The sequence below is a fragment of the Streptomyces sp. NPDC002076 genome (assembly GCF_053593835.1).
Window position 1 is genome coordinate 63,475 of record NZ_JBSFDI010000016.1, and the last position, 24,916, is coordinate 88,390.

Consider the following 24,916-nt stretch of genomic DNA (forward strand, 5'->3'; position numbering starts at 1 on the left):
ACGCATGGCCGGAGCACCGCAGGACGACTGCCTGTTCTGCAAGATCGTCGCGGGCACCATCCCGGCGACGATCGTCCGCGAGACAGACACCACCGTCGCCTTCCGGGACATAAACCCCCAGGCCCCCACCCACATCCTGGTGATCCCCAAGGCCCACTACAAGAACGCCGCCGTCCTCGGCACCGAGGCACCGCAACTCGCCGCCGACGTCCTCGCCGAGACCCAGGCCGTGGCCGACGAGGAGAAGCTCGACAGCTACCGCATCGTCTTCAACACCGGCTCCGGCGCCGGCCAGACCGTCTGGCACGCCCACGCGCACGTCCTCGGCGGCCGTGGACTGCAGTGGCCGCCCGGGTAACCAGCCGTGTCCGTACGTGAATTGGTGATCCTCGGCACGGCCAGCCAGGTCCCCACCCGGCACCGCAACCACAACGGCTATCTGCTGCGGTGGGACGGCGAGGGCATCCTGTTCGACCCCGGCGAGGGCACGCAGCGCCAGATGGTGCGCGCCGGGGTCGCCGCCCATGACCTGAACCGGATCTGCGTCACCCACTTCCACGGCGACCATTCCCTCGGCCTCGCCGGTGTCATCCAGCGGATCAACCTCGACCAGGTGCCGCACGAGGTCACCGCGCACTATCCGCGCTCCGGGCAGCGCTTCTTCGACCGCCTGCGGTACGCCACGGCCTACCGGGAGACGGTCGGCATCGCCGAGGCGCCGGTCGCCGCCGACGGCATCCTCGCGGTGACCCCGGCGTACACCCTGGAGGCCCGCAGGCTCTCGCACCCGGTCGAGTCCTACGGCTACCGGCTGATCGAGCCCGACGGCCGCCGTATGCTGCCCGACCGGCTCGCCGCGCACGGGATCAAGGGCCCGGACGTCGGCCGGCTGCAGCGCGAGGGCCGGCTGGGGGAGGTCACGCTGGAGGACGTCAGCGAGGTGCGGCGCGGGCAGCGGTTCGCGTTCGTCATGGACACCCGGCTGTGCGACGGCGTGCACGCGCTCGCGGAGGGCTGCGACCTGCTCGTCATCGAGTCGACCTTCCTGGACGAGGACATCGAACTGGCCGTGGAGCACGGTCACCTGACCGCCGGGCAGGCCGCCGCCATCGCCCGGCAGGCGGGGGTACGGCACCTCGTCCTCACCCACTTCAGCCAGCGCTACACCGAACCGGAGGAGTTCGAGCGGCAGGCGCGGGCGGCGGGCTTCGAGGGCGAGCTGAGCGTGGCGCACGATCTGCTGCGGGTGCCGGTTCCGAAACGGCGGTAGAAGATCCGTACGATGCTTTGATGCCCCTCCCGAAAGCAGAACTGCACCTCCACATCGAAGGCACTCTGGAGCCCGAGCTGGCGTTCGAGCTGGCCGCCCGCAACGGCGTGACCCTGCCGTACGCGGACACGGACGAGCTTCGCAAGGCCTACCAGTTCGAGGACCTCCAGTCCTTCCTGAACCTGTACTACGAGCTGATGGCCGTCCTGCGCACCGAGCAGGACTTCGCCGACCTGGCGAACGCCTATCTGGCCCGTGCCGCCGCGCAGGGCGTGCGGCACGCGGAGATCTTCTTCGACCCGCAGGCCCACCTCGCGCGGGGCGTTCCCATGGGCACGGTCGTGGAGGGGCTGTGGCGGGCGCTGGCCGGCAGCGAGCGCAACCATGGCGTCTCCACCAGGCTGATCCTCTGCTTCCTGCGGGACGAATCCGCGGAGTCGGCCCGGGAGACCCTGGAGGCCGCCAGGCCGTACCTGGACCGGATCACCGGTGTCGGCCTGGACTCCGCCGAGGTCGGGCATCCGCCGGTGAAGTTCCGGGAGGTGTACGAGGCCGCCGCCGCGCTCGGGCTGCGCCGGGTCGCGCACGCCGGTGAGGAGGGGCCGCCGGAGTACATCACCGAGGCCCTGGACGTGCTCGGTGTCGAGCGCGTCGACCACGGGCTGCGCTGCATGGAGGACCCGGCGCTGGTCCAGCGGCTGGTGCGGGAGCGGATTCCGCTCACCCTGTGCCCGCTGTCCAACGTCCGCCTGCGCACGGTCGACACGCTGGCCGACCACCCGCTGCCGGCCATGCTCGACGCCGGCCTGCTGTGCACGGTCAACTCCGACGACCCGGCGTACTTCGGCGGATACGCCGGCGACAACTTCGCGGCCGTACACCAGACCCTGGGCCTGACCGAGGACCGGCTGCGCGAGCTGGCCCGCAACTCCTTCCTCGCCTCCTTCCTGGAGGACGACGAGGAGCGGCGGGCCCGCTACATCGCCGAGGTCGACGCGTACGAGTTCGGCGACGCCGTGTCGTAGGCGCTCCGGGCGGGCACGGCGGGCGACTCCACCGGCACTTCCACCACCGGCAGGGGCCGCCTGCCCGCCCGAAGCGCCACCGCCGTCATCGGTACGGCGATCAGCAGCAGCCCGGCGCCGAGCACCTTGCCCATCACCGGGAAGCCCGCTCCTGCCGCCAGCACACTTCCCGCCAGCGGTCCCGCCGCCGTCCCCAGTGACGCCGCCGAGCCGACCAGGACCGCCCAGCGGCCGCGCGGGTCGAGGGAGGCGGCGAGGCCGATGACGTACGACAGGACGACCGGGTAGACCAGGTTCCAGGAGATCTCGCCCGCCGCGAAGGCCGTGAGGTCGGTCGCGGACGCGCTGAGCGCGATGCAGCCCGCGATCAGTGCCGTACCGGCGCCGATGGGCACGGCCTGGCCCAGCCGGGGGCCGAGCGCGCCCGCGCCGAGGACCCCGAGGAGTCCGGCGCCGAGCGCGATCGCGAACACCGCGCCGACGGTGACCTCGCTGAGGTGGGCCTGGTCGAGCCCGATCCGGCCGCTGACGCCCCAGAGGGAGTTCTGGGCGAGGGACCAGCAGGGCATGGCGGCGGCCAGCAGCAGCCCGGCGCGGGGGCGGGGGAGCCGGCCGTGCGCAACACTCGTCCGGGCCGGTGCGGTACGACCGGGCAGGCGGCCGGTGAGCGGGAGGACCGCGAGCGCGGTGAGCGCGATGGCCGCGAGGGGCAGGCCGTGGCCGGGGCCGAGGTGGGGGATCGTCAGATACAGGGCGCCGGCGAGGGCGGAGACGCCGAGCAGGCCGAGCGTGGTGACCCGGTGCGGATCGCTCCCCCACGCTCGAACATCCTCGCGCGGGGGGACCCCCATCGCGGCGATGCCGCTCGCCGCGACCGCCGTGACCGTGCCGGAGCCGAAGCCGCCGACGACCGCGCCCGCGACCACGGCCGGAACGAAGGCGGTGAGGGCGGCTCCGCCGTAGCCGAGGACGGCGAGCGCGAGGCCGAGCCGGGCGAGCGTGCGGGGGCCGATCCGGTCGACCCGGGAGGCCAGCAGGAAGCCCGCCGCCGCCGAACTCAGCAGCAGCGCACTGCCGATCGCCCCGGCCTGGGTGGGGTTGAGCGGAAGCGCGGAATCGAGCCGGCCGACGGTGGTCGGCAGCAGATAGGGCGCGAGATACCCGGCCGTGAAAAGGGCGACGAGGGGCCAGGGCATGGAGCGGGGGGCGGACACGGGCGTTCCAGGGCAGGCGAAAGGAGGGGCGTGCGGGGGGAGGAGGGCGACGCCTGTCGACGGACAGGAACATCCGAGGAAGTTGTACCAAGCACGCGGTTTCCGGAAGAAGGGCCGAGAGTGCGATCTGCGTCACTTTTCGGTTTGTGCGGTAGGGGTCCGGGTAGAAGCAACTAAGCTGCGTTCGCATATATAGACGTCATTCATAAGGGGAGATGATCAGGGTGGGTGGCGATCCGAGTCCCGAGGGTGTGGCGCGGCGGCTGCGGGAGGGGATGGCGCGCGGGGTGCTGTCCTTCCCGCTCACCGCGTTCCACGACGACGGCTCCCTCGATCCCGGCGGCTTCCGCGCCCATGTCGCCGACCGGCTCGCCGCCGGGCCCGGCGCCGTCTTCCCGGCCTGCGGCACCGGGGAGTTCTTCTCGCTGGACGAGGAGGAGTACCGGACCGTCGTCACCACCGCCGTCGAGGAGGCGGCAGGAAGGGTTCCGGTCGTGGCCGGGACCGGGTACGGCTGGGCGCAGGCCGCCCGGTTCGCACGGATCGCCGAGGAGGCTGGCGCCGACGCCCTGCTCGTGCTGCCGCACTACCTGGTCGACGCCCCGCAGCACGGCCTCGCCGCCCAGCTGGAGCGGCTCGCCGAACGCACCCGGCTGCCGCTGATCGCCTACCAGCGCGGCCAAGTCGCCTACACGGCCGACTCCTTGCGGCGCATCGCGCGCATCCCGAACGTCATCGGCCTCAAGGACGGTCACAGCGACCTCGACCGGCTCCAGCGCCTCACCCTCGCCGCCCCCGACGGCTTCCTCTTCTTCAACGGCGCCGCCACCGCCGAGATCCAGGCCCGCGCCTACGCCACCGTCGGCGTCCCCGCCTACTCCTCCGCCGTGCACGCCTTCGCCCCGGAGATCGCCGGCGCCTTCTTCGCCGCCCTGCGGGACGCCGACCACGGGATGGCCGACAAGCTGCTGCGGGACTTCTACGTGCCGTTCGTCGAACTCCGCGACCGAACCCCCGGATACGCCGTGTCCCTGGTGAAGGCGGCGGCCCGGCTGCGCGGACAGCGCGTCGGACCCGTGCGCGCCCCGCTCACCGACCCCGCACCCGCCGACCTCGCCGACCTCAAGGCCCTGCTCACCGCCGGACTCGACCTCGTAGGAGCCTCCCTGTGACCCGTGACCTGACCGTCGCCGAGGTGCGGCTGACGCCGATCCTGGTCGCCGACCCGCCGCTGCTCAACACCCAGGGCGTGCACCAGCCGTACACCCCCCGGCTGATCGTGGAGATCGTCACCGCCGACGGGATCACCGGGCTCGGCGAGACCTACGGCGACACCAAGTACCTGGAACTGGCCCGCCCGCTGGCCGAACGGCTCACCGGCCGCTCGGTCATGGATGTGAACGGACTGTTCGAGATCGACCTCGGCGTGGACGAGTCCCGGGTCGAGGGACAGGCCGACGCCGGCGGGCTGCGCGGGGTGCAGAGCGCCGACAAGCTCCGGCTGTCGGTGCTGTCCGCCTTCGAGGTCGCCTGCCTGGACGCCCAGGGCAAGGCGCTCGGGCTGCCCGTGCACGCCCTGCTCGGCGGCAAGGTGCGGGACGCCGTCGAGTACAGCGCCTACCTGTTCTACAAGTGGGCCGGCCATCCGGAGGGCGTGGCCTGCGAGCAGGACGACTGGGGGGCCGCTCTCGACCCGGCCGGAGTCGTGGCACAGGCGCGGCTGTTCAAGGAGCGGCACGGCTTCACGTCGTTCAAGCTCAAGGGCGGCGTCTTCCCGCCCGACGAGGAGATCGCCGCCGTACGGGCCCTGGCCGAGGCCTTCCCCGGCCATCCGCTGCGCCTCGACCCCAACGGCGCCTGGTCGGTCGAGACCTCGCTGAAGGTGGCGAAGGAACTCGGGGACGTCCTGGAGTACCTGGAGGACCCGACGCTGGGCACGCCGGCAATGGCCGAGGTGTCGGCGGGAACCGACGTCCCGCTCGCCACCAACATGTGCGTGACCACCTTCGGCGAGATCAAGGAGGCGTTCACGCGCGACGCCGTGCAGGTCGTGCTCTCCGACCACCACTACTGGGGCGGGCTGCGCAACACCCAGCGGCTCGCCGCGATCTGCGCCGCCTTCGGGGTCGGGGTGTCGATGCACTCCAACACCCATCTCGGCATCAGCCTCGCGGCGATGACCCAGGTCGCGGCCACGGTCCCCGGCCTTCACCACGCGTGCGACTCCCACTATCCCTGGCAGTCCGAGGACGTCCTCACCGAGCGTCCGGCGTTCCGGGCCGGGAAGGCCGAGGTCTCCGACGCCCCCGGCCTCGGGGTCGAGCTCGACCGGGACGAGCTGGCCCGGCTGCACCGGCGCTGGGCCGAGGACGACGGCTCGCTGCGCGACCGCGACGACGCGGCCGCGATGCGGGTGGCCGAACCCGGCTGGCGGCAACCGGTGATGCCCCGCTGGTAACCCCCTGCGCGGCGGGGTGATTGGTGCACACTGGCCAGATCCGCACCACGCCAGGGAGCGCACCGTGACCCCGTCGCACACGATCACCGGAGAGGAACCGGAACACCTCACCCAGGCCGCGCGCTGTCAGGCCCAGGTCGACCCGCTCGCCGCGCTGCGCCGGCCCGGCGATCCGCCCTGGGACGTCTATCTGACGGGCACGGTCTTCCTCGACATCATCTTCACCGGTCTGGACTCGGCACCCGTGCGCGGCACCGAGTCCTGGGCCCGGGGCATGGGCTCCAGCCCCGGCGGGGTCGCCAACATGGCCACGGCCCTGGCCCGGCTCGGTCTGAAGACCTCCCTGGCGGCGGCCTTCGGGGACGACCACTACGGCGAGTACTGCTGGGACGCGCTCGCACAGGGCGAGGGCATCGATCTGTCGGCGTCACGGACCGTGCCCGGCTGGCACTCGCCGGTGACGGTGTCCATGGCGTACGAGGGCGAGCGGACCATGGTGTCCCACGGGCACCAGCCGCCCCCGGAGGCCGTGCTCCTCCAGGAGCGGGCCGCGGACTGCCCGCCCCGCGCGCGTGCCGCCGTCGCCTCACTGACGCCCGGTGCGCGCGCGCCGTGGATCGCCGAGGCCGCGCGGAAGGGGACCCGGATCTTCGCCGACGTCGGCTGGGACGACACCGGGGCGTGGGATCTCGCCGGGCTCGCCGATCTGGCGCACTGCGAGGCGTTCCTGCCGAACGCGGAGGAGGCGAAGCGGTACACCGGCTCCGACTGTCCGCGGGACGCGGCGCACGCCCTGACCGAGTATGTGCCGGTGGCCGTGGTGACGCTGGGGTCGGAGGGGGCCTATGCCGTGGACCGGCGGACGGGGGAGGCGGCGGAGGTGCCGGCGATCGCCGTGGAGGCGCTGGATCCGACGGGGGCGGGAGACGTCTTCGTCGCCGGCTTCGTGACGGGGTCGCTGGCGGGGTGGCCGCTGGCGGACCGGCTGGCCTTCGCCGGACTGACGGCGGCCCTGTCGGTGCAGGAGTTCGGTGGGTCCCTGTCGGCGCCGGGGTGGTCGGAGGTCGGGGCGTGGTGGCGGCGGGTCCAGTCGGTGCCGGGGCAGGATCCCGCGGCGCTGCGCAGGTACGGCTTCCTGGACGCGCTCGTGCCGGAGGAACTGGACCGCCCGTGGCCGTTGCGCCGCGCCGTCCCGACCATCGGGTTCCGCCGGTCCGGCTGAGCGGCCCCCCGCTGCCGGGCGGCCCCCGTCGCCGGGCAGCCCCCCGTTCGAAAAGCCCTACGGGCTTGTCTGTGCACCGTCGTACCCTGGAATCGCGAGGCCGCCCTCAGCTACGCGGCCGTGACGAGGAGGAAGCGCAGGCCTTCAGCGCCGGCCCATGACACAGACACCCACAGCTCACACCACCCCCGCGCAGGAGCAGGCGAGAGCGCAGTTCACCGTCCCCGCCCAGCACCCCATGGTGACCGTTCTGGGTTCCGGCGACTCCCTCCTGCGTGTGATCGAGAGGGCCTTCCCGGGGGCCGACATACATGTCCGGGGCAATGAGATCAGCGCGGTCGGCGATCCCGCCGACGTCGCTCTCATTTCGCGCGTGTTCGACGAGATGATGCTGGTGCTCCGCACCGGGCAGCCGATGACGGAGGACGCAGTGGAACGCTCGATCGCCATGCTCAAGGCGAGCGAGAACGGGACGAGCGACGGCCCCGAGACCCCGGCTCAGGTGCTGACGCAGAACATCCTGTCCTCGCGGGGCCGCACCATCCGCCCCAAGACCCTCAACCAGAAGCGGTACGTCGACGCGATCGACAAGCACACGATCGTCTTCGGCATCGGACCCGCCGGTACCGGCAAGACCTACCTGGCCATGGCCAAGGCCGTACAGGCCCTGCAGTCCAAGCAGGTCAACCGGATCATCCTCACCCGGCCGGCGGTGGAGGCGGGTGAGCGGCTCGGGTTTCTGCCGGGCACGCTCTACGAGAAGATCGACCCCTACCTGCGCCCGCTGTACGACGCGCTGCACGACATGATCGACCCGGACTCCATTCCGCGGTTGATGGCAGCGGGGACGATCGAGGTCGCGCCGCTCGCGTACATGCGCGGCCGGACCCTCAACGACGCCTTCATCATCCTGGACGAGGCCCAGAACACGAGCCCCGAGCAGATGAAGATGTTCCTCACCCGCCTCGGCTTCGACTCGAAGATCGTGATCACGGGTGACGTGACCCAGGTCGACCTGCCGAACGGCACCAAGAGCGGTCTGCGGCAGGTGCAGGAGATCCTGGAGGGCGTCGAGGACGTCCACTTCTCCCGGCTGTCTTCCCACGATGTCGTACGGCACAAGCTGGTGGGCCGTATCGTCGACGCGTACGAGCAATACGACAGCAAGTACGGCACCGAGAACGGCACCCACAAGGGCGGCCGTGGCAAGCCCGGCGCCAAGGGCACCAAGGGGAAGTAGACCAGCACGACCATGTCGATCGACGTCAACAACGAGTCCGGCACCGAGGTCGACGAGCAGGCGATCCTCGACATCGCCCGCTACGCACTCGCGCGGATGCGCATCCACCCGCTCTCCGAGCTCTCGGTGATCGTCGTGGACGCCGACGCCATGGAGCAGCTGCACATCCAGTGGATGGACCTGCCGGGCCCCACCGATGTCATGTCGTTCCCGATGGACGAGCTGCGGCCGCCGTCCAAGGACGACGAAGAGCCGCCGCAGGGGCTGCTCGGCGACATCGTGCTGTGCCCGGAGGTCGCCGCCAAGCAGGGGGCGGAAGCCGAGACGCAGCACTCCATGGACGAGGAACTCCAGCTGCTCACCGTCCATGGCGTGCTGCATCTGCTCGGCTACGACCACGAGGAGCCGGACGAGAAGGCCGAGATGTTCGGACTCCAGGCCGCCATCGTGGACGGATGGCGAGCCGAGCACGGGCTGACCGGGCCCTCCCCGGCGCCGACCGTCTCATAAGCACACCCATGAGTCCGCAGATCGTGATCGGCGCCATCGCGCTGGTCGTCGTCGCCTGGCTCGCCGCCTGCGCGGAGGCGGGCCTCGCCCGGATCTCCAGCTTCCGCGCCGAGGAGGCCGTCAAGTCCGGCCGCCGCGGCAGCGCGAAACTCGCCCAGGTCGCCGCCGACCCCACCCGCTATCTGAACGTGGCCCTGCTGGTCCGCGTCGCCTGCGAGATGGCGGCGGCGGCCCTGGTCACCTACGCCTGCCTGGAGGCGTTCAGCGCCACCTGGCAGGCGCTGCTGGTCGCCATCGGGGTCATGGTCCTGGTGTCGTACGTGGCCGTGGGGGTGTCGCCGCGCACCATCGGCCGCCAGCACCCCCTCAACACCGCGACCGCGGCGGCCTACGTGCTGCTGCCGCTGGCCCGGATCATGGGCCCGATCCCGTCCCTGCTCATCCTCATCGGCAACGCCCTCACTCCGGGCAAGGGCTTCCGGCGCGGACCGTTCGCCTCCGAGGCCGAGCTGCGGGCGCTGGTCGACCTCGCCGAGAAGGAGTCGCTGATCGAGGACGAGGAGCGCCGCATGGTGCACTCGGTCTTCGAGCTCGGCGACACGCTCGTGCGCGAGGTCATGGTGCCGCGCACCGACCTGGTCACCATCGAGCGCTTCAAGACCATCCGGCAGGCCCTCACCCTGGCCCTGCGCTCCGGGTTCTCCCGGATCCCGGTCACCGGCGAGAGCGAGGACGACATCGTCGGGATCGTGTATCTGAAGGACCTGGTCCGCAAGACCCACATCAACCGGGAGGCGGAGGGCGACCTGGTCTCCACCGCCATGCGGCCCGCCGCCTTCGTGCCGGACACCAAGAACGCCGGTGACCTGCTGCGCGAGATGCAGAAGGAACGCAACCACGTCGCCGTCGTCATCGACGAGTACGGCGGTACCGCCGGCATCGTCACCATCGAGGACATCCTGGAGGAGATCGTCGGCGAGATCACCGACGAGTACGACCGGGAACTCCCGCCGGTCGAGGACCTCGGCGACGACCGCTTCCGGGTCACGGCCCGCCTGGACATCACCGACCTCGGCGAGCTGTACGGCCTGGAGGAGTACGACGACGAGGACGTGGAGACCGTCGGCGGGCTGCTCGCCAAGGCGCTCGGCCGGGTGCCCATCGCGGGCGCGTCCGCCGAGGTCGAACTGCCCGACGCGCGCGTCCTGCGGCTGACGGCGGAAGCGGCGTCCGGCCGCCGGAACAAGATCGTGACGGTGCTGGTGGAGCCCGTGCCCGCACCCCCCGCTCAGGAGGAGAAGGCCGAGTGACCCCGCAAGAGCTGCGCGCCTTCTGCCTGTCCTTCAACGCGGCGGTGGAGGACTTCCCGTTCGGTCCGGAGACGTCCGTCTTCAAGGTCCGGGGCAAGCTGTTCGCCCTGACGCGGCTGGACGCGCGGCCCCTGACGGTCAACCTCAAGTGCGATCCGGAGGACGCGGTCCGGCTGCGCACCGAGCACGAGGGGCTGATCGTCCCCGGGTATCACATGAACAAGCGGCACTGGAACACCGTGACGGTCGACGGCGGGCTGCCCGCGCGCCTGGTGAAAGAGCTGATCGAGGACTCGTACGACCTCGTCGTCGCCGGGCTGCCGCGGGCGGAGCGGCTGCGGCTGGACCGGCCGTAGGAGCCGTAAATCCGTTGCCGGGACCCGCTGACCCCCTGTCAGAATCCGGCGCATGACGACTCGGTATCCGCGCCCCCTGCGCCCCGGTGACCGTATAGGGGTGACCTCCCCGTCCAGCGGGGTGGCCGAGAAGATGCGCGCGCGCCTCGACCTCGCGGTCCGGGATCTGGAGGAGCGGGGATACGAGATGGTCGTCGGCCGGTGCATGGACGGCTCGACGCACCTCAGCGCGCCGGCCGCCGAGCGCGCGGCCGAGCTGACCGGGATGCTGACCGACCCGACGATCCGGGCCGTCGTGCCTCCCTGGGGCGGGGAGACGGCGATCGATCTGCTGCCGCTGCTCGACTTCGAGGCGATCCGGCGGGCCGAGCCGACCTGGGTCGTCGGCTACTCGGACATGTCCACGATCATCACGCCGCTGACCCTGCTCACCGGGGTCGCGACCGTGCACGGCAACAACCTCATGGACACCCCCTACCGGACGCCGGAGGGTCTCAGGTCCTGGCTGGACATCGTCGCGGCGCCGCAGGGGGAGCCGTTCGCGCAGACGCCGCCCGGCCGGTACCGGTCCGCCCGCTGGGACGACTGGGTCGGGCACCCGGAGATCCGCGACCTCACCCTGGACGCCGAGGGCACCTGGACGCGGCTCGACGGCGACGGGGACGTGGAGGTCGAGGGCCGGCTGATCGGCGGCTGCGTCGAGACCGTCGGCCACCTCGCCGGCACCCCGTACCTGGACGTCTCGCGGTTCGCCGGGGACGAACCGCTGCTCGTCTACGTCGAGGCCTGCGAGGACAACGCGTTCACCATCTGCCGCCACCTGCACGGCTTGCGTCTCGCCGGCTTCTTCGACCGGGCCGCCGCCGTCCTCGTCGGCCGTACCCACGCCCCCGACAGCCCCACCCTCACCCAGCACGAGGCCGTGCTCGACGCGCTCGGCCCGCTCGGGGTGCCGATCGTCGCCGATGTCGAGTGCGGGCATGTCGCCCCCTACCTCCCCCTGGTCAACGGCGCGCGCGGCCGTGTGGTGCACACGGCCGCGCGGAGCGAGATCGTTCAGACCCTGAACTGACCCCGGCTCCGGCCCTGGCGCAGGCCCAGGCCGACCAGGACGGCGGCCGCGAGGACTACGCCCGCGTCCAGGGCGAGGACCGTGTGGACGCCCGACAGCAGGTCGTGGGACGTGGTGGCCAGGACGCCCAGCAGCGGGATGCCGACCGTGATGCCGACCTGCTGGGTGGAGGTCACCAGACCGGTGGCCAGGCCCTGCTCCTCGTCCGGGACACCGGAGGTGACGGTCAGGCCGTACGAGATGATCGCGCCCAGGTGGAACATGCTCGCCAGGGACACGGCGGCCGTGGCCGCCCACACCGACCAGGTGTGGGCGTTCAGCAGGAGCAGCGTCGCGATCAGCGCGCCCTGGCCGGCCAGCGAGCCGACCAGGGTGCGGCGGGCGCCGAAGCGGCTGATCACCTTCGGCGCGATCGAGCCTGCGACCGCCGACAGCACGCCCTGCACACCGAAGACCAGCCCCGTCTCGAACGCCGACAGGTGCAGGACGTCCTGGAGGTACAGGGTCAGCACGAAGATCACCGTCGACATCATCGAGAAGGTCACCAGACCGCCGAGGTTGCCCCAGGCCACCGTGCGCCGGCGCAGCATCGGCAGCGAGACCAGCGGGGCCTGGGTGCGGGATTCGACCACCGTGAACGCGGTCAGCAGGAGCACGCCGGCGGTCAGCGCCGCGATGACGTCCGCGCGGCCGAAGCCGTGGTCGGCGGCGGTGGACAGGGCGTAGATCAGCGACAGCAGGCCCGCGGTGACCGTGATCGCGCCGGGCACGTCCAGCCGCGGGCGGTCCGGGGTGCGGGACTCGGGCAGCAGGGCGGGGGCCAGGGGCAGCACGATCAGCGCGGACACGGTGAGCAGGGCCATCGTGGAGCGCCAGCCGAGCGTGTCGGTCAGCATCCCGCCCGCGACCATGCCGACCGTGTAGCCCAGCGACATCACCGTGCCGGCGATACCGAGGGCGCGGTCGCGGGCCGGGCCCTCCGGGAAGGTGGTGGTCAGCAGGGACATGGCGGTCGGCACGATGGCCGCCGCTCCGAGACCCTGCAGCGCGCGTCCGGCGAGGAACGACGCTGGGTCCCAGGCCAGGGTCGCCAGCAGCGAGGCCGCGCCGAACACGGCCAGGCCGGTCAGGAACAGCCTGCGGCGGCCGTACAGGTCGCCGATGCGGCCGAAGAGGAGCAGGAAGCCGCCGGAGGGCAGCGCGAACGCGGTGACCGCCCACTGCAGCGCCGAGCGGCTCATGCCGAGGTCGGTGCCGAGTTCGGGCAGGGCCACGTTCAGGACGGAGAAGTCCAGCGCGACCATGAACTGGGCCGCGCACAGGACGAACAGCACGAGCTTGTCACGCGTCGACAACCGGGGCGGCCGGGGGGTGTCGAGCGCTGTGCCCGTGGCGGTGGTGGTCTGGGTGGTGGTGTCGATCGCCATGGCAAGAGCTTCGGGCGCGCGGAATACCGGTGGGGAGTCGGAACTTATGGTGGTGGTGGCACCACCAGACACGACGGGGGAGGAGCGGTACGTGCCTGCTGCTGGGGCGATGCGCAGCCATCGGCGCGACGAGCTGCGGGAGTTCCTGATGAGCCGGCGTGCCCGGGTCAGTCCCGAGGCGGCCGGGCTGCCGGCGGGCGGGGGCCGGCGCCGTACGCCCGGACTGCGCCGGGAGGAGGTCGCCGTGCTCGCCGGGGTGGGGGCTTCCTGGTACCAGTGGCTGGAGCAGGGGCGGGAGATCTCCGTCTCGCCGTCGGTGCTGGACGCCGTGGCCCGGGTGCTGCGGCTGAGCGACGCCGAGCGCCGGCATCTGTATCTGCTGGCCGGGATGAACCCGCCGACGCCCGAAGTGGCCCCGGAGAAGCGGGACATGTGCGACGGGCTGCGGCGGCTGATCGACGCCTGGATGCCGTTTCCGGCGCACATCATGGACCTGTACTACAACTGCGTGATGTACAACGACGCGGCCGCGATCGTGCTCGGCATGCGGTCGGACATCACACAGAACTGCCTGGTCGACTTCTTCACCGACCCCATGTACCGGGCGCGCAGCCACAGCTGGGAGCGGAACGCGCGTACGGTCGTGGCGCAGTTCCGGGCGGCGTGTGCCGCGCGGCCGGACGACGAGGGGTTCCAGGCGGTGCTCGCCGAGGTGAGCGCGGCGAGCCCGGAGTTCGTGGCGCTGTGGGCCGAGCGGGACATCGAGGACCAGGGGCAGATCCGCAAGGAACTGGAGCATCCGCTGGCCGGGCTGCTGGTGGTGGAGTCCACGGCGCTCAAGGTCCCGGTCCGGCCCGATCTGATGATCGTGCTGCACACTCCGCTGGACGAGGCGAACACCGCGGAGAAGCTGGAGTGGCTGGCCTCTCCGGAGGGGCGGCGGGGTGCGATGTATCCCGTGGCGGGGTGACGCGGCACCCCATGGCGGGGTGGGTGGGCCGTGGCTTCGTATGCTCTGGGCATGACCGAGAGCAACGCGCTTGATCCCGAGGACCGCAAGATCGTGACCCTGGCCCGTTCCGTGCGGGTCCGCAACGGTGTGCCGGAGGGGGCGGCGGTACGGGACGAGACCGGGCGTACTTATGCCGCCGGGTCGGTTTCGCTGCCCTCGCTGAAACTGAGCGCGCTGCGTACGGCTGTTGCCATGGCCGTGGCCTCCGGGGCCACGTCGTTGGAGGCGGCGGCGGTCGTGAGTGCGGCGGAGTCCGTGGCGGACGAGGACCTGGCTGCCGTCGCCGACCTCGGGGGCGCGGAGACGCCGGTGTTGCTGGCCGGCCCTGACGGAGCTGTGCGGGTGACCGTTTCCGCCGGCTGACGGCACTGGTACCAGCCGAACGAAAGGTCGGCTGGAATTCAACCTTGTTGGGTTCCTTTCCTTGCGCATCAATGAAGCCACACATCCGACGGGTCGTCAGATCCGCACCCGCCCGTCGGTGTCCCCCCACACGGCACCCCCCACAGGGAAGGGAAGCGGATCCCCATGAGAGGCAAGCGCACGGCAATGGGTGCGGCACTGGCCGCCGGGGCCCTCGCGGTCACCGGTCTCGCCTTCGCACCCTCCGCGGCCGCCGTCACCCCACAGTCGGCGACCATCACCGCGAGCTGCGGCATCTTCGGCGGCGGCACGGCCACGCTCACCGCCACCCAGAGCGGCACCTCGGCCACCATCACCCTCACCTCGTCCGCGATCACCGCGCCGGTCGCGGTCGCGCAGGACTCCATCTCCTCCACCCTCACCATGGCCAAGGCCGGCGGCGGCTCGGTAGTGTTCAGCGGGACCAAGAACCCCGCCATGAACGCCGGCGACGCCGTCAGCGTCGGCCCGCTCCCCGGCACCGTCGCCTCCGGTGACAGCCTCGACGCCTACGGCGGCTCGCTGAAGATGGTGATCTTCGGGGTCACCGTGACCTGCACGGCGAGCGGCCCGCAGTCGCCCGGCCCCTTCGTCTTCGACTGACCGAACTGAGAGATGTCTTCCGGTTCCGGCCGGAAGTCCCGTGGATGCCGCAGAAACTGATGATCCGTCAGATTTCTGCGGCATCTCCATTGACTTCTCACCCCCGCTCCACATCAATGCCCCCTGTCGGCGCAGACGAGCCGCTGCGCCCGCAACCCTCAGGAGGGGGCCCCATGGGTTCGACACCCCCAAGACCACGAAGATCCCGACGGTGGCGCTGGGCGTCGCTGTTCGGGGCGACGGCGCTCGCGGTCACCGCGGGCGGCGCGCTGGCCTGTCCGGCCGGTGCCGCCGGTACGAACGTGGACTTCGCCACGCACTGCATCCCGCCCGCCGTCGCGGGCATCCCGCCGATCGACGGCACCACGACCGCGAACGTCTCGGTGGACAACACCAGCCCCAAGGTCGGCGACACCGTCACCGTGACCTACACCGTGGTCACCGCCGCCGCCAGCAACCCCACCGACCTGGCCCTGCCCGCCGACATCATGACCCCCACCGGGAAGGTGACCCTCGGCGGCGCCCAGACGGGGGACGTGACCGTCGCCGGGCCGAAGAAAAACCCACCGGTGCCGGGGAAGGCCGCGTTCCCGTCCTTCTCCATGACCGGCACGTTCACCGTCACCAAGGCCGGGCAGATCACCCTCTCGCCCGGCGACTACAACATCCACACCAGCTACATCCTGGAGCTGGACACCCCGTGCACGGTCACCCATCCGCCCGCCCCCGTGTCGCAGACCGTCACGGCGACGGACGGCACTCCGGCCAATACCCGGGCAATCTCGCTGAGTTCGGCCTCGGGTGACCCGGGGGCCAGTGTGACCGTCACCGGCAGCAACTTCACGCCCGGCGCCACCGTCACCCTGGCCGGCCGGTCCGGCGGCACCCAGACCGCGGACACCGCCACCGTGACCGCGAACGCCCAGGGCTCCTTCAGCGGTTCCCTGGTCGTCAACGACAAGACGACCACCGGGATCGTGGCCTACGAGGGCGGTTCCTGGAGCGCGGACAAGGGGGCCGGACCCGCGGCCTACGCCGTCAACGACAACACCCCCGTCCCGCCCGGCAGCCAGAAGCTCACCACCACCGTCAAGGCGGGCACGCTGTCCATGTCCCAGGCCGGGGACTCCGTCGCGCTGTCGGCGGTCGACTTCGGCAAGGGCGGCGCCTCGACCGGCAAGCTCCAGACCGTGACCGTGCAGGACTTCCGCGGCGGGCCCGCGGGCTGGTCCCTGACCGGCAAGGTCACCGACTTCACCGGCCCCGGCGGCAAGATCGGCGCGGGCAAGCTCAGCTGGAATCCCGCCTGCGCCACCAAACCCGGCAGCCCCAGCACCTGCAAGGCCGGCTCGGCGGGCACCGTGGGTGCCGCGGGAGCGACCCTGGCGTCGACCTCCGACGGCACGCTCACCGGCGGTGAGTTCACCGTCGACGCCGGACTCTCCCTGGACGTACCGGCGTTCACGCCTCCGGGCGCGTACTCCGGCGTGCTCACGCTGACGCTCACCTGAGCGTGCGGGCGTCCGCACCCGCCCGTTCCCCTGTCTTCCGCCCTGTCTCCCGTCCGTGGGGGTCCGCACCCATGCGCAAGCTGTACGTCCTCCTCCTGGGTCTGATGCTGGCATGGCAGGCCACGCCCGCCCACGCCGCCGACAACGGCAGCTGGTCCGTCTACCCGGTCGCCTCGAAGATCGCCGCGCGGCCCTACTTCTATCTCTCCGCCGACCCCGGCCAGACCCTCACCGACAAGGTCGCCGTCCAGAACAGGACCGGCGGCCCGCTCACCTTCCGGCTCTACGCGGCCGACGCCTACAACACCGCCCGGGACGGCGGTTTCGCCGTGCGCACGCTGAAGGAGCGGATGAGCGGAGTGGGTGCGTGGGCGAAGCCCGCGAAGGACCGGGTCACCGTGCCCGGACACCGCACCGTCACCGTGCCGTTCACCCTCCGCGTCCCGCAGGGTGCCGAACCCGGTGACCACCCGGGCGCCATCGTCGCCCTGGACGAGCGTGTCGACGCGGGCAGCGGATCACTGGCTCTCGGCGTGCAGCGGGCCGTCGGCGCCCGCGTCTACCTCCGGGTCAGCGGGCCCACACTGCCCGCGCTCTCCGTCGGGCAGCTGCACATCAGCCACCACCAGCCCCTCATCCCGGGCATCGGCACCGGCACGGCCACCGTCTCCTACACCCTGCGCAACACCGGGAACGTCACCCTCGACCCCAAGGTGGAGCTGAAGGCACGCGGGCTGTTCGGCCGTACGCTGCTCGACCGCGAGCTGACCCGGGTGCCGTCCGAGCTGCTGCCGGGACAGCGGGTCCGGCTCACCGAGACCTGGTCCGGGGCGCCCCAGCTCGACCGGGCGGACGTGACGCTGACCGCGAGCGCGCCGGGCACCCGGCAGTCGGCGAGCGCCTCCTTCCTCGCGCTGCCGTGGCTGGTCGTGGCGCTGGTGTTCGTCGCCGCCGTGGCGGTCGGGATGCTGCTGGTCAGAGCGCGTCGGGGCCGCGTTCGCCGGTCCGCACGCGGACGACCGTCTCCACGGGTACGGCCCACACCTTCCCGTCCCCGATCTTCCCCGTCCGCGCGGCCGTGACGATCGCGTCGATCACGGCGTCGGCGTCCGCGTCCTCGACCACGACCTCGATCCGCACCTTCGGCACCAGGTCGACCCGGTACTCGGCGCCCCGGTACACCTCGGTGTGGCCGCGCTGCCGGCCGTAGCCGCTCGACTCGGTCACGGTCAGACCGTGCACACCGAGCTCCTGCAGGGCGGTCTTGACCTCGTCCAGACGGTACGGCTTGACGATCGCGGTGATGAGCTTCATGCCTGGGAGTCGACCTTCTGCGTGCTGATTCCGGTGAGGACGGAATGGGAGACCGGGGCTCCATGGCCCAGGACCCCGTGATCGTAAGCCGTCTCGGCGTGCACCGTAAGGTCCAGGCCGGTCTGCTCCTGCTCCTCGCTCGCGCGCAGGCCCATCGCCTTGTCGAGCAGCTTGCCGAGGCCGTACGTCACCGCGAAGGCGTACGCCGCCACGACCACCACGGCCAGCGCCTGTTTGCCGAGCGGGGCGAGTCCGCCGCCGTAGAAGAGGCCCTCCTCGCCGCCGGTCATCGCCTTCTCGGCGAACAGGCCGATCAGCAGGGTGCCGATGACGCCGCCGACCAGGTGGACGCCGACGACGTCCAGGGAGTCGTCGTAGTTCAGCCTGAACTTCCAGCTGACCGCGTAGGAGCAGACGACCCCGGCGGCGAGGCCGACGACCAGCGCGCCGACCAGCGAGACCGTGCCGCAGGACGGGGTGATCGCGACCAGGCCGGCCACCGCGCCGGAGGCGGCGCCCAGGGTGGTGGGGTGGCCGTCGCGCTTCTGCTCGACGAAGAGCCAGCCGAGCAGGCCGGTGCAGCCGGCGGCCAGGGTGTTCAGGAAGGCGGCCGCGGCGAGGCCGTTCGCGCCCAGCGCGGAGCCCGCGTTGAAGCCGAACCAGCCGAACCAGAGCAGACCGGCGCCCAGGATCACCATGGGCAGGTTGTGCGGCCGCATGGCGTCCTTCTTGAAGCCCAGACGCGGGCCGAGGACCAGGCACAGGGCGAGACCGGAGGCGCCGGAGGCGATCTCGACGGGCAGACCGCCCGCGAAGTCGAGCGCGCCGAGCCTGCCGGCGATCCAGCCGCCCGGACCCCACACCCAGTGGGTGATCGGAACGTATACGAGCAGGGTCCAGACCGGGACGAAGACCAGCCACGCCGAGAACTTCGTGCGGTCGGCGACCGCGCCGCTGATCAGGGCGGCCGTGATGATCGCGAAGGTGAGCTGGAAGGTGGCGAAGAGGAGGGTGGGGACGGTGCCGTGCACGCTGCCGGGGCCGAGGCCGCTCATACCGGCGTGGTGGAGCCCGCCGATGAGCCCGCCGAACGCGTCGTCACCGAAGGCGAGGGAGTAGCCGGCCGCCAGCCAGACCACCGTGACCAGGGCGATCGACACGAAGCTCATCATCAGCATGTTGAGGACGCTCTTCGTGCGGACCATGCCGCCGTAGAACAGCGCGAGTCCCGGGGTCATCAGCAGGACGAGGGCGGTCGCGGCGAGCAGCCAGGCGGTGTCGCCGGTGTTCACGTGCGCGGCGGCGAGGGTCACGGGCGTCTCCAACGAGTGGGCGGGCTCGGCAGAGCGTCACCGGTGAGCGTTTCCGGTCGCGTACAGGTGTGTTTCCGTGACGTTTCGTTGCGCTGGGGTTACCGAAATCTCACGGTACGGCGGGGCCCGTGGATCAGGGACAATGAACGGCATGAGTGTTCGTACCCAGTCATCCGAGCAGTCGGCCGAGGCCGTCCACCGCGCCGGCTTCGCCTGCTTCGTGGGCCGTCCCAACGCGGGCAAGTCCACCCTCACGAACGCTCTGGTCGGGCAGAAGGTGGCGATCACCGCCAACCAGCCGCAGACGACGCGGCACACGGTGCGTGGGATCGTGCACCGGCCTGACGCCCAGCTGATCCTTGTGGACACGCCGGGACTGCACAAGCCGCGCACGCTGCTCGGCGAGCGGCTCAACGACGTCGTCCGCACGACATGGGCCGAGGTCGACGTGATCGGCTTCTGCCTGCCGGCGAACGAGAAGATCGGGCCCGGCGACCGCTTCATCGCCAAGGAACTGGCCGGGATCCGCAAGACCCCGAAGGTCGCCATCGTCACCAAGACCGACCTGGTCGACTCCAAGACCCTCGCCGAGCAGCTGATCGCGATCGACCAGCTCGGCAAGGAGCTGGGCATCGAGTGGGCGGAGATCGTGCCGGTGTCGGCGGTCGGCGCCAAGCAGGTGGATCTGCTGGCGGACCTGCTGATCCCGCTGCTGCCGGAGGGCCCCGCGCTCTACCCCGAGGGCGACCTCACGGACGAGCCCGAGCAGGTCATGATCGCGGAACTCATCCGCGAGGCCGCGCTGGAGGGCGTACGCGACGAGCTGCCCCACTCCATCGCCGTGGTCGTGGAGGAGATGCTGCCGCGCGAGGACCGCCCCGCGGACCGTCCCCTGCTGGACATCCACGCCAACGTCTACATCGAGCGCCCCAGCCAGAAGGGCATCATCATCGGCCCCAAGGGCAAGCGCCTGAAGGAGGTCGGCATCAAGTCCCGCAAGCACATCGAGGCACTCCTCGGGACGCCGGTCTTCCTCGATCTGCACGTCAAGGTCGCGAAGGACTGGCAGCGGGACCCGAAGCAGCTCCGCAGGCTCGGGTTCTAACCGACGGCACTCCGTGGGGTCATGTCCTGCAGCCCCACCACCCTCAGCAACTGGAGCCGCTCGTACGACTCCGTGCCCGGGCGGGCCGTGTGGAGGACGAGCTGGTGGCGGTGGTCGTCGGTCAGGAGGACCTCGCAGTCGAGTTCCAGGAGGCCGACCACCGGGTGCCGGAAGCGCTTGGTCGCGCTGCGCCGTACCGCCACCTCGTGTTCGTCCCAGAGGCGGGCGAACTCCTCGCTGGTGGCGCGGAGTTCGGCGACCAACCTAGCCGGTTCGGGGTCGTCGGGGCGGGCGGCGGTCACCGCACGCAGGTTCGCCACGTACTGACGCGCGTGGTCCGGCACGTCCTCCGGCGGGAACAGCTCGCGTCCCGCCGGGTCCAGGAAGAAGCGGCGCACCAGGTTGCGTTCACGCGCCGGACGGGCCAGCGCGTCTCCTGAGAGAGCCCTGGACATCGCGTTCTGCGCCAGCACCTCCCCGCAGTCCGTCACCACGAGCGCCGGCGCGTCGTGCAGCCGGTCCAGGACCAGCAGCAGCCCGGGCCGCACATGGCTGGAGGTCGTCTCCCGGCGGGGCGGCTCCTCGCCCGACAGGTGGAAGAGGTGGTCCCGCTCGTCGTCGGTCAGGCGCAGCGCCCGGGCCAGCGCCGTGAGCATCTGGCGGGACGGGCGCGGGCCCCGGCACTGTTCCAGCCGGGTGTAGTAGTCGACCGACATGCCGGCCAGCGACGCCACCTCCTCCCGCCGCAGGCCCGGGGTACGGCGGCGGGCGCCGGGCGTGAGGCCCACGTCGGTCGGGTCCAGCCGGGCACGGCCACGGCGCAGGAAGTCGGCGAGTTCGGCTCGGTTCACCTCTTCAGGGTGGGGCAGCGCGCCGGAGTTATCCAGGGAGTGTCGGTCCCCTGATCGGGAGGTCTCTCCCGGCCGGCGCGACACCGCCCGACAGTGGTGGCACCAGGTCGAGAGGAGCAGAACATGCTGACATTGGTGACGGGCACCACGGGACAGGTCGGCCGGCGTTTCGTACCGAGGCTGCTGGCCCAGCGGCGGCCGGGCGAGCAGGTACGGGTCCTGGTGCGGGACGCGGCGCGCGGCGAGGTCTTCGCCGAGCTGGGCGCCCAGGTCGCCGTCGGCGATCTGCGGGACGAGGAGACGCTCGGCAAGGCGCTCGCCGGGGTGGACGCGGTCGTGAACATCGCGGCGTCCTTCCGCGGGGTGCCGGACGAGGAGGCGTGGGCCGTGAACCGGGACGCGGCCCTGGCCCTGGGCCGCGCCGCGCTGGCCTCGGGCGTGCGGCGCTTCGTGCAGGTCAGCACGTGTCTCGTGTACGGCGTCGGGCGGGGCCGCCCGCTGACCGAGGACGACGAGACCCGGCCCGGCGGCGCGATGTGGGGCGCCTATCCCGAGTCCAAGGCGGCGGCCGAACGGGAACTGCTCGCGCTGGACGGCATGGAGGTGCGGGTGGCCCGGCTGCCCTTCGTCTACGGCGACGGCGACCCGCATCTCGCCCAGTCCCTGCGCTGGGCCACGCACTGGGCGTCCACCCAGCGGCTGCACATGGGCCACCACGCCGACGTCGCCCAGGGGCTGCTGCGCCTGCTGTACGCACCGGCGGTCGGCGGCCCCGTCTACAACATCGCCGACGACGCCCCCGTCACGGCGGTCGAGCTGCACCAGCTGAACGGCGTCGAGGCGCCCGCCGACATGCACACCCGGACCGACCCCGACCCATGGCTGGGGGTCATGTCCACCGAGCGGATCCGCCGGGACCTCGGCTTCCGGCCCCTCTACCCGACCGTCTGGGCCGCCCGCGACGCCGGAGTCCTCTGAGCCACCCAGGTCCTGTCTAGTCGACCCCCCTGATCCGCCCCACCAGCAACGCCCCCGCCAGCCCGATCACCGCCGCCACCAGGTACAGCACCCGGTAGCCGCCCAGGTAGGTCACGATCGGCGCCGCCAGTGCGGGGGCGGCCACCTGGGGCAGGGCGTTGGCCACGTTGATGACTCCGAGGTCCTTGCCCCGGTCCAGCGCCTTCGGCAGGACGTCGGTCATCAGCGCGAAGTCGACGGAGGTGAACACGCCGAAGCCGACGCCGAGGACGGCCGCCGCCACGAGCGCGCCGGGCCAGGTCTGCCAGCCGGCCAGGGCCGCCGTCGCCACCGCCATCAGCACGCCCGACCAGACGACGAACGGCTTGCGCCGGCCCACCCGGTCCGACCAGACGCCGCCCGCCACGACCGTCGCCATCAGCGTCAGGCTGTTGACGGCCGTCAGGATCAGCACGCCCTGGCCAGGGTCGGCGTAGTGCAGGCGGTCCCGCAGGTAGTAGAGGAGGTACAACAGCACCAGCGAGTTGCTGAGGTTGATCAGAAACCGGGTCAGCCAGGCCCAGCCGAGGTCGGGATACCGGCGCGGGCTCAGCCAGAAGCCCGCGACGAACCCGCGCCGGGACCACGGCGGGCGGTCCTCCGGCGGCAGCCGCAGGTCGGCGTGGCGCAGCACGTACGGCAGCACACCCGCCACCGTGAACACCGCGCACGCCGCATACCCGGCCCCCACTCCGCCCGCCACGGTCGCAAGTCCCGTTCCGCCGACCACGCCCAGGATCTGCGCCGCCCCCAGCCAGCCGCCCACCGCGCCCCGTTGGCGCCGGGGCACCCGGTCCGGCACGGCCGCCGTCACCGCCGCGAACGCCGCGTTCAGCGTGAGCTGCACCAGGCACCAGCAAACCGCCATGGACCACACCCCGCCCGCCCGAGCGAGCAGCAGCAGGGACAGCGCGCCGCCCGCCGACCCGGCCACGATCCACGGCGTACGGCGGCCGGGGCGGGCGGTCGTACGGTCGGAGAGGGCGCCGAAGAGCGGGTTGGCGAACAGGGAGACCACCGCGCCGGCGCCGGTCACCCAGGCGAGCATGGTCTCCTTGGACATCCCGGAGCCGGGTGCGAAGTCTTTCGCCTGGGAGGCGAGCAGGATCTGCAGCGGGCCGAACCAACCGACCCAGATCGCCCCGTTGGCCAGCGAGAGGGCCGCCGTCCAGCCCCGGCCGACCGGTTCGACGGGCTCGGCCAGCGCGGCCGGGGCACGGACCGTGGCCGCCTCCGTGCCGTCGTCCTGCGCGGTCATCGCGGGCCGTCATCCCTGGGCCCGGAGCAGGTCCCGGAACCAGTGGTAGGAGGCCTTCGGGGTGCGCTTCAGCGTCTCGTAGTCCACGTGCACCAGGCCGAAGCGGCGCTGATAGCCCTCGGCCCACTCGAAGTTGTCCATCAGGGACCACACGAAGTAACCGCGCACGTCCACGCCGGCCGCCATGGCGGTGTGCAGGGCGCGGATGTGGGCGTCCAGGTAGGCGATGCGGTCCTGGTCGTCGAGGCCGTCGTAGGAGCAGCCGTTCTCGGTGATGACGATCGGCGGGAGCCTGTCGCCGTAGGTCTCGCGGAAGCCGCACAGCAGCTCGGTGAGGCCTTCGGGGACGATCGGCCAGCCGAAGTCGGTCACCGTCCGTCCCTCGATCTCCCGTACCGAGAAGGGTAGTTCGGCGGGCAGCGCCAGACCGCCGTACTCGCTGTCGGTGCCGCCGGGGGCACCCACCCGGGTCGGCGCGTAGTAGTTGATCCCGTACCAGTCGACGGGCTCGGCGATGACCTTCAGGTCCTCCTGCACGTCACCCGGCATCAACTCGCCCATGCCGTCCGGGTATTGGCCGAGGATGACCGGCTCGGCGAACAGGCGGTTGAGCAGGACGTCGTAGAAGCCGGCCGCCTCCGTGTCCGCCGGCTCGGCGGAGGCGGGCCAGGTGGGGCCGTGGGAGTTGGCGATGCCGATGTCCGCCGCCCCGGCCGCGCGCAGGGCCCGTACCGCGAGACCGTGCGCGAGGAGCTGGTGGTGGGCGACCGGGAGCGCGTCGAAGAGGAGCTGCCTGCCCGGGGCGTGGGCGCCGAGGGCGTGGCCGAGGAGGGTGTGCTCGGCGGGCTCGTTGAGGGTGATCCACTTCGTGACGCGGTCGCCGAGCCGCTCGGCCACCACGGAGACGTACTGGGCGAACCGGTCCGCCGTGTCCCGCCGGAGCCAGTCCAGGGAGGCGGGCAGATCCCAGTGGAAGAGGGTGGGCACGGGCCGTACGCCCGCCGCGCACAGCTCGTCCACCAGGCGGTCGTAGAAGTCCAGGCCGCCGGGGGAGTCGACCCGGGGCCAGGAGACGGAGAAGCGGTACGCGTCCACGCCGAGGCCGGCGAGGAGGGCCACGTCCTCCCGGTGGCGGTGGTAGTGGTCGCAGGCCACCGCCGCCGTCGAACCGTCCTTCACCCGCCCCGGTTCGGCCGTGAACACGTCCCACACGGACGCCTCGCGCTCGTCCGCCGCCCCCTCGATCTGATGGGCGGAGGTCGACACGCCCCACAGGAAGTCGGCCGGGAACCGAGGTATCGGATTGCCTGCGTCAGTCGCCATGGCCGGATCATCCTCAGCCGAGGTTACCGAGGGTAAGGATTCACAACTTCTCCACATCTCATTACATGTCCATCGCCTGGTCACGAGGCGCCGGGATTTCGAC

Annotated in this window: 25 protein-coding genes; 18 read left to right on the forward strand and 7 right to left on the reverse strand. The window is 71.7% G+C overall.

Features of this window, described 5'->3' with window-relative positions; translation table 11 throughout:
* The first annotated feature begins 4 nt into the window (after positions 1 to 4).
* Genes ACWCQS_RS29990 through ACWCQS_RS30000 form a run of 3 tightly spaced genes read left to right on the forward strand, consistent with a single transcriptional unit; the run spans position 5 to position 2,295 of the window.
* Positions 5 to 358, forward strand: a complete 354-nt coding sequence (locus ACWCQS_RS29990) for a histidine triad nucleotide-binding protein (RefSeq protein ID WP_451007337.1) — start codon at positions 5 to 7, stop codon at positions 356 to 358.
* A 6-nt stretch (positions 359 to 364) separates the two neighbouring features.
* Positions 365 to 1,270, forward strand: coding sequence for a ribonuclease Z (locus ACWCQS_RS29995; RefSeq protein WP_451007338.1), 906 nt, complete (start codon positions 365 to 367; stop codon positions 1,268 to 1,270).
* A gap of 20 nt (positions 1,271 to 1,290) precedes the next feature.
* Positions 1,291 to 2,295 (forward strand): adenosine deaminase, encoded by a 1,005-nt coding sequence (locus ACWCQS_RS30000; protein ID WP_451007339.1) that lies wholly within the window; start codon positions 1,291 to 1,293, stop codon positions 2,293 to 2,295.
* On the opposite strand, the gene ACWCQS_RS30005 is transcribed toward ACWCQS_RS30000, so the two are convergent.
* Positions 2,247 to 3,509 carry an MFS transporter gene (locus ACWCQS_RS30005; RefSeq protein ID WP_451007340.1) on the reverse strand — a complete coding sequence of 421 codons (1,263 nt, stop codon included), beginning with the start codon at positions 3,507 to 3,509 and terminating at the stop codon, positions 2,247 to 2,249. The genes ACWCQS_RS30000 and ACWCQS_RS30005 overlap by 49 nt on opposite strands.
* Before the next feature lie 215 nt (positions 3,510 to 3,724).
* Between ACWCQS_RS30005 and ACWCQS_RS30010 the strand changes: the two genes are divergently transcribed.
* From ACWCQS_RS30010 to ACWCQS_RS30045, 8 genes are all read left to right on the forward strand, one after another.
* Positions 3,725 to 4,681, forward strand: coding sequence for a 5-dehydro-4-deoxyglucarate dehydratase (locus ACWCQS_RS30010; RefSeq protein WP_451007341.1), 957 nt, complete (start codon positions 3,725 to 3,727; stop codon positions 4,679 to 4,681).
* Positions 4,678 to 5,967 carry a glucarate dehydratase family protein gene (locus ACWCQS_RS30015; protein ID WP_451007342.1) on the forward strand — a complete coding sequence of 430 codons (1,290 nt, stop codon included), beginning with the start codon at positions 4,678 to 4,680 and terminating at the stop codon, positions 5,965 to 5,967. Before ACWCQS_RS30010 ends, ACWCQS_RS30015 begins: the two co-directional genes overlap by 4 nt.
* Positions 5,968 to 6,031: 64 nt before the next feature.
* Complete coding sequence (locus ACWCQS_RS30020) at positions 6,032 to 7,189, forward strand: carbohydrate kinase family protein (protein ID WP_451007343.1); 1,158 nt, start codon at positions 6,032 to 6,034, stop codon at positions 7,187 to 7,189.
* 157 nt (positions 7,190 to 7,346) lie between these two features.
* Positions 7,347 to 8,429: a PhoH family protein gene (locus ACWCQS_RS30025; protein WP_388622194.1), complete on the forward strand. Its 1,083-nt coding sequence runs from the start codon at positions 7,347 to 7,349 to the stop codon at positions 8,427 to 8,429.
* A gap of 12 nt (positions 8,430 to 8,441) precedes the next feature.
* Positions 8,442 to 8,939 carry an rRNA maturation RNase YbeY gene (ybeY, locus tag ACWCQS_RS30030; protein WP_450984459.1) on the forward strand — a complete coding sequence of 166 codons (498 nt, stop codon included), beginning with the start codon at positions 8,442 to 8,444 and terminating at the stop codon, positions 8,937 to 8,939.
* 8 nt (positions 8,940 to 8,947) lie between these two features.
* The gene (locus ACWCQS_RS30035; protein WP_451007344.1) at positions 8,948 to 10,249 is read left to right on the forward strand and encodes a hemolysin family protein; all 1,302 of its coding nucleotides are present in this window, start codon (positions 8,948 to 8,950) and stop codon (positions 10,247 to 10,249) included.
* Positions 10,246 to 10,605, forward strand: a complete 360-nt coding sequence (locus ACWCQS_RS30040) for an MmcQ/YjbR family DNA-binding protein (RefSeq protein ID WP_451007345.1) — start codon at positions 10,246 to 10,248, stop codon at positions 10,603 to 10,605. Before ACWCQS_RS30035 ends, ACWCQS_RS30040 begins: the two co-directional genes overlap by 4 nt.
* A 52-nt stretch (positions 10,606 to 10,657) precedes the next feature.
* Entirely contained in the window at positions 10,658 to 11,677 is a 1,020-nt protein-coding gene (locus ACWCQS_RS30045; RefSeq protein ID WP_451007346.1) for a S66 family peptidase, read from the forward strand.
* Here the strand turns inward: ACWCQS_RS30045 and ACWCQS_RS30050 are convergent.
* Entirely contained in the window at positions 11,662 to 13,104 is a 1,443-nt protein-coding gene (locus ACWCQS_RS30050; protein ID WP_451007347.1) for an MFS transporter, read from the reverse strand. The genes ACWCQS_RS30045 and ACWCQS_RS30050 overlap by 16 nt on opposite strands.
* Before the next feature lie 109 nt (positions 13,105 to 13,213).
* On the opposite strand from ACWCQS_RS30050, the gene ACWCQS_RS30055 reads away from it, so the two are divergent.
* From ACWCQS_RS30055 to ACWCQS_RS30075, 5 genes are all read left to right on the forward strand, one after another.
* Positions 13,214 to 14,074, forward strand: coding sequence for a helix-turn-helix transcriptional regulator (locus tag ACWCQS_RS30055; protein ID WP_451007475.1), 861 nt, complete (start codon positions 13,214 to 13,216; stop codon positions 14,072 to 14,074).
* A 51-nt stretch (positions 14,075 to 14,125) separates the two neighbouring features.
* Positions 14,126 to 14,479: a cytidine deaminase gene (locus ACWCQS_RS30060; protein WP_451007348.1), complete on the forward strand. Its 354-nt coding sequence runs from the start codon at positions 14,126 to 14,128 to the stop codon at positions 14,477 to 14,479.
* Positions 14,480 to 14,644: 165 nt separating this feature from the next.
* Complete coding sequence (locus ACWCQS_RS30065) at positions 14,645 to 15,121, forward strand: hypothetical protein (RefSeq protein ID WP_451007349.1); 477 nt, start codon at positions 14,645 to 14,647, stop codon at positions 15,119 to 15,121.
* 173 nt (positions 15,122 to 15,294) lie between these two features.
* Positions 15,295 to 16,632 carry a beta-xylosidase gene (locus tag ACWCQS_RS30070; protein WP_451007350.1) on the forward strand — a complete coding sequence of 446 codons (1,338 nt, stop codon included), beginning with the start codon at positions 15,295 to 15,297 and terminating at the stop codon, positions 16,630 to 16,632.
* 71 nt (positions 16,633 to 16,703) lie between these two features.
* Entirely contained in the window at positions 16,704 to 17,714 is a 1,011-nt protein-coding gene (locus tag ACWCQS_RS30075; protein WP_451007351.1) for a WxL protein peptidoglycan domain-containing protein, read from the forward strand.
* Here the strand turns inward: ACWCQS_RS30075 and ACWCQS_RS30080 are convergent.
* Both ACWCQS_RS30080 and ACWCQS_RS30085 read right to left on the reverse strand, forming a co-directional pair.
* Complete coding sequence (locus ACWCQS_RS30080; protein ID WP_451007352.1) at positions 17,608 to 17,946, reverse strand: P-II family nitrogen regulator; 339 nt, start codon at positions 17,944 to 17,946, stop codon at positions 17,608 to 17,610. The two genes, ACWCQS_RS30075 and ACWCQS_RS30080, sit on opposite strands and share 107 nt — an antisense overlap.
* Positions 17,943 to 19,259 carry an ammonium transporter gene (locus ACWCQS_RS30085; RefSeq protein ID WP_451007353.1) on the reverse strand — a complete coding sequence of 439 codons (1,317 nt, stop codon included), beginning with the start codon at positions 19,257 to 19,259 and terminating at the stop codon, positions 17,943 to 17,945. Before ACWCQS_RS30085 ends, ACWCQS_RS30080 begins: the two co-directional genes overlap by 4 nt.
* Before the next feature lie 151 nt (positions 19,260 to 19,410).
* Between ACWCQS_RS30085 and era the strand changes: the two genes are divergently transcribed.
* On the forward strand, positions 19,411 to 20,364 hold the full coding sequence (gene era / locus ACWCQS_RS30090) for a GTPase Era (RefSeq protein WP_451007354.1): 954 nt from the start codon (positions 19,411 to 19,413) through the stop codon (positions 20,362 to 20,364).
* Here era and ACWCQS_RS30095 read toward each other — a convergent pair.
* Positions 20,361 to 21,215: a helix-turn-helix transcriptional regulator gene (locus tag ACWCQS_RS30095; RefSeq protein WP_451007355.1), complete on the reverse strand. Its 855-nt coding sequence runs from the start codon at positions 21,213 to 21,215 to the stop codon at positions 20,361 to 20,363. The genes era and ACWCQS_RS30095 overlap by 4 nt on opposite strands.
* A 123-nt stretch (positions 21,216 to 21,338) precedes the next feature.
* Between ACWCQS_RS30095 and ACWCQS_RS30100 the strand changes: the two genes are divergently transcribed.
* Positions 21,339 to 22,193 (forward strand): NAD-dependent epimerase/dehydratase family protein, encoded by an 855-nt coding sequence (locus tag ACWCQS_RS30100; RefSeq protein ID WP_451007356.1) that lies wholly within the window; start codon positions 21,339 to 21,341, stop codon positions 22,191 to 22,193.
* A gap of 16 nt (positions 22,194 to 22,209) precedes the next feature.
* Here ACWCQS_RS30100 and ACWCQS_RS30105 read toward each other — a convergent pair whose 3' ends face one another.
* Together ACWCQS_RS30105 and ACWCQS_RS30110 are read right to left on the reverse strand one after the other, a co-directional pair.
* Positions 22,210 to 23,490 carry an MFS transporter gene (locus ACWCQS_RS30105; RefSeq protein WP_451007357.1) on the reverse strand — a complete coding sequence of 427 codons (1,281 nt, stop codon included), beginning with the start codon at positions 23,488 to 23,490 and terminating at the stop codon, positions 22,210 to 22,212.
* Between the two features lie 9 nt (positions 23,491 to 23,499).
* Positions 23,500 to 24,813 carry a GH1 family beta-glucosidase gene (locus tag ACWCQS_RS30110; protein WP_451007358.1) on the reverse strand — a complete coding sequence of 438 codons (1,314 nt, stop codon included), beginning with the start codon at positions 24,811 to 24,813 and terminating at the stop codon, positions 23,500 to 23,502.
* Positions 24,814 to 24,916 lie beyond the last annotated feature (103 nt).

Excerpts from the sequence above, each read along its gene's own strand:
- ACWCQS_RS29990 (WP_451007337.1), top strand. The coding sequence starts at position 5 with ATGGCCGGAGCACCGCAGGACGACTGCCTGTTCTGCAAGATCGTCGCG.
- ACWCQS_RS30000 (WP_451007339.1), top strand. The coding sequence starts at position 1,291 with ATGCCCCTCCCGAAAGCAGAACTGCACCTCCACATCGAAGGCACTCTG.
- ACWCQS_RS30010 (WP_451007341.1), top strand. The coding sequence starts at position 3,725 with ATGATCAGGGTGGGTGGCGATCCGAGTCCCGAGGGTGTGGCGCGGCGG.
- ACWCQS_RS30025 (WP_388622194.1), top strand. The coding sequence starts at position 7,347 with ATGACACAGACACCCACAGCTCACACCACCCCCGCGCAGGAGCAGGCG.
- ybeY (WP_450984459.1), top strand. The coding sequence starts at position 8,442 with ATGTCGATCGACGTCAACAACGAGTCCGGCACCGAGGTCGACGAGCAG.
- ACWCQS_RS30035 (WP_451007344.1), top strand. The coding sequence starts at position 8,948 with ATGAGTCCGCAGATCGTGATCGGCGCCATCGCGCTGGTCGTCGTCGCC.
- ACWCQS_RS30045 (WP_451007346.1), top strand. The coding sequence starts at position 10,658 with ATGACGACTCGGTATCCGCGCCCCCTGCGCCCCGGTGACCGTATAGGG.
- ACWCQS_RS30050 (WP_451007347.1), bottom strand. The coding sequence starts at position 13,104 with ATGGCGATCGACACCACCACCCAGACCACCACCGCCACGGGCACAGCG.
- ACWCQS_RS30055 (WP_451007475.1), top strand. The coding sequence starts at position 13,214 with ATGCGCAGCCATCGGCGCGACGAGCTGCGGGAGTTCCTGATGAGCCGG.
- ACWCQS_RS30060 (WP_451007348.1), top strand. The coding sequence starts at position 14,126 with ATGACCGAGAGCAACGCGCTTGATCCCGAGGACCGCAAGATCGTGACC.
- ACWCQS_RS30065 (WP_451007349.1), top strand. The coding sequence starts at position 14,645 with ATGAGAGGCAAGCGCACGGCAATGGGTGCGGCACTGGCCGCCGGGGCC.
- ACWCQS_RS30070 (WP_451007350.1), top strand. The coding sequence starts at position 15,295 with ATGGGTTCGACACCCCCAAGACCACGAAGATCCCGACGGTGGCGCTGG.
- ACWCQS_RS30075 (WP_451007351.1), top strand. The coding sequence starts at position 16,704 with ATGCGCAAGCTGTACGTCCTCCTCCTGGGTCTGATGCTGGCATGGCAG.
- ACWCQS_RS30080 (WP_451007352.1), bottom strand. The coding sequence starts at position 17,946 with ATGAAGCTCATCACCGCGATCGTCAAGCCGTACCGTCTGGACGAGGTC.
- era (WP_451007354.1), top strand. The coding sequence starts at position 19,411 with ATGAGTGTTCGTACCCAGTCATCCGAGCAGTCGGCCGAGGCCGTCCAC.
- ACWCQS_RS30100 (WP_451007356.1), top strand. The coding sequence starts at position 21,339 with ATGCTGACATTGGTGACGGGCACCACGGGACAGGTCGGCCGGCGTTTC.
- ACWCQS_RS30105 (WP_451007357.1), bottom strand. The coding sequence starts at position 23,490 with ATGACCGCGCAGGACGACGGCACGGAGGCGGCCACGGTCCGTGCCCCG.
- ACWCQS_RS30110 (WP_451007358.1), bottom strand. The coding sequence starts at position 24,813 with ATGGCGACTGACGCAGGCAATCCGATACCTCGGTTCCCGGCCGACTTC.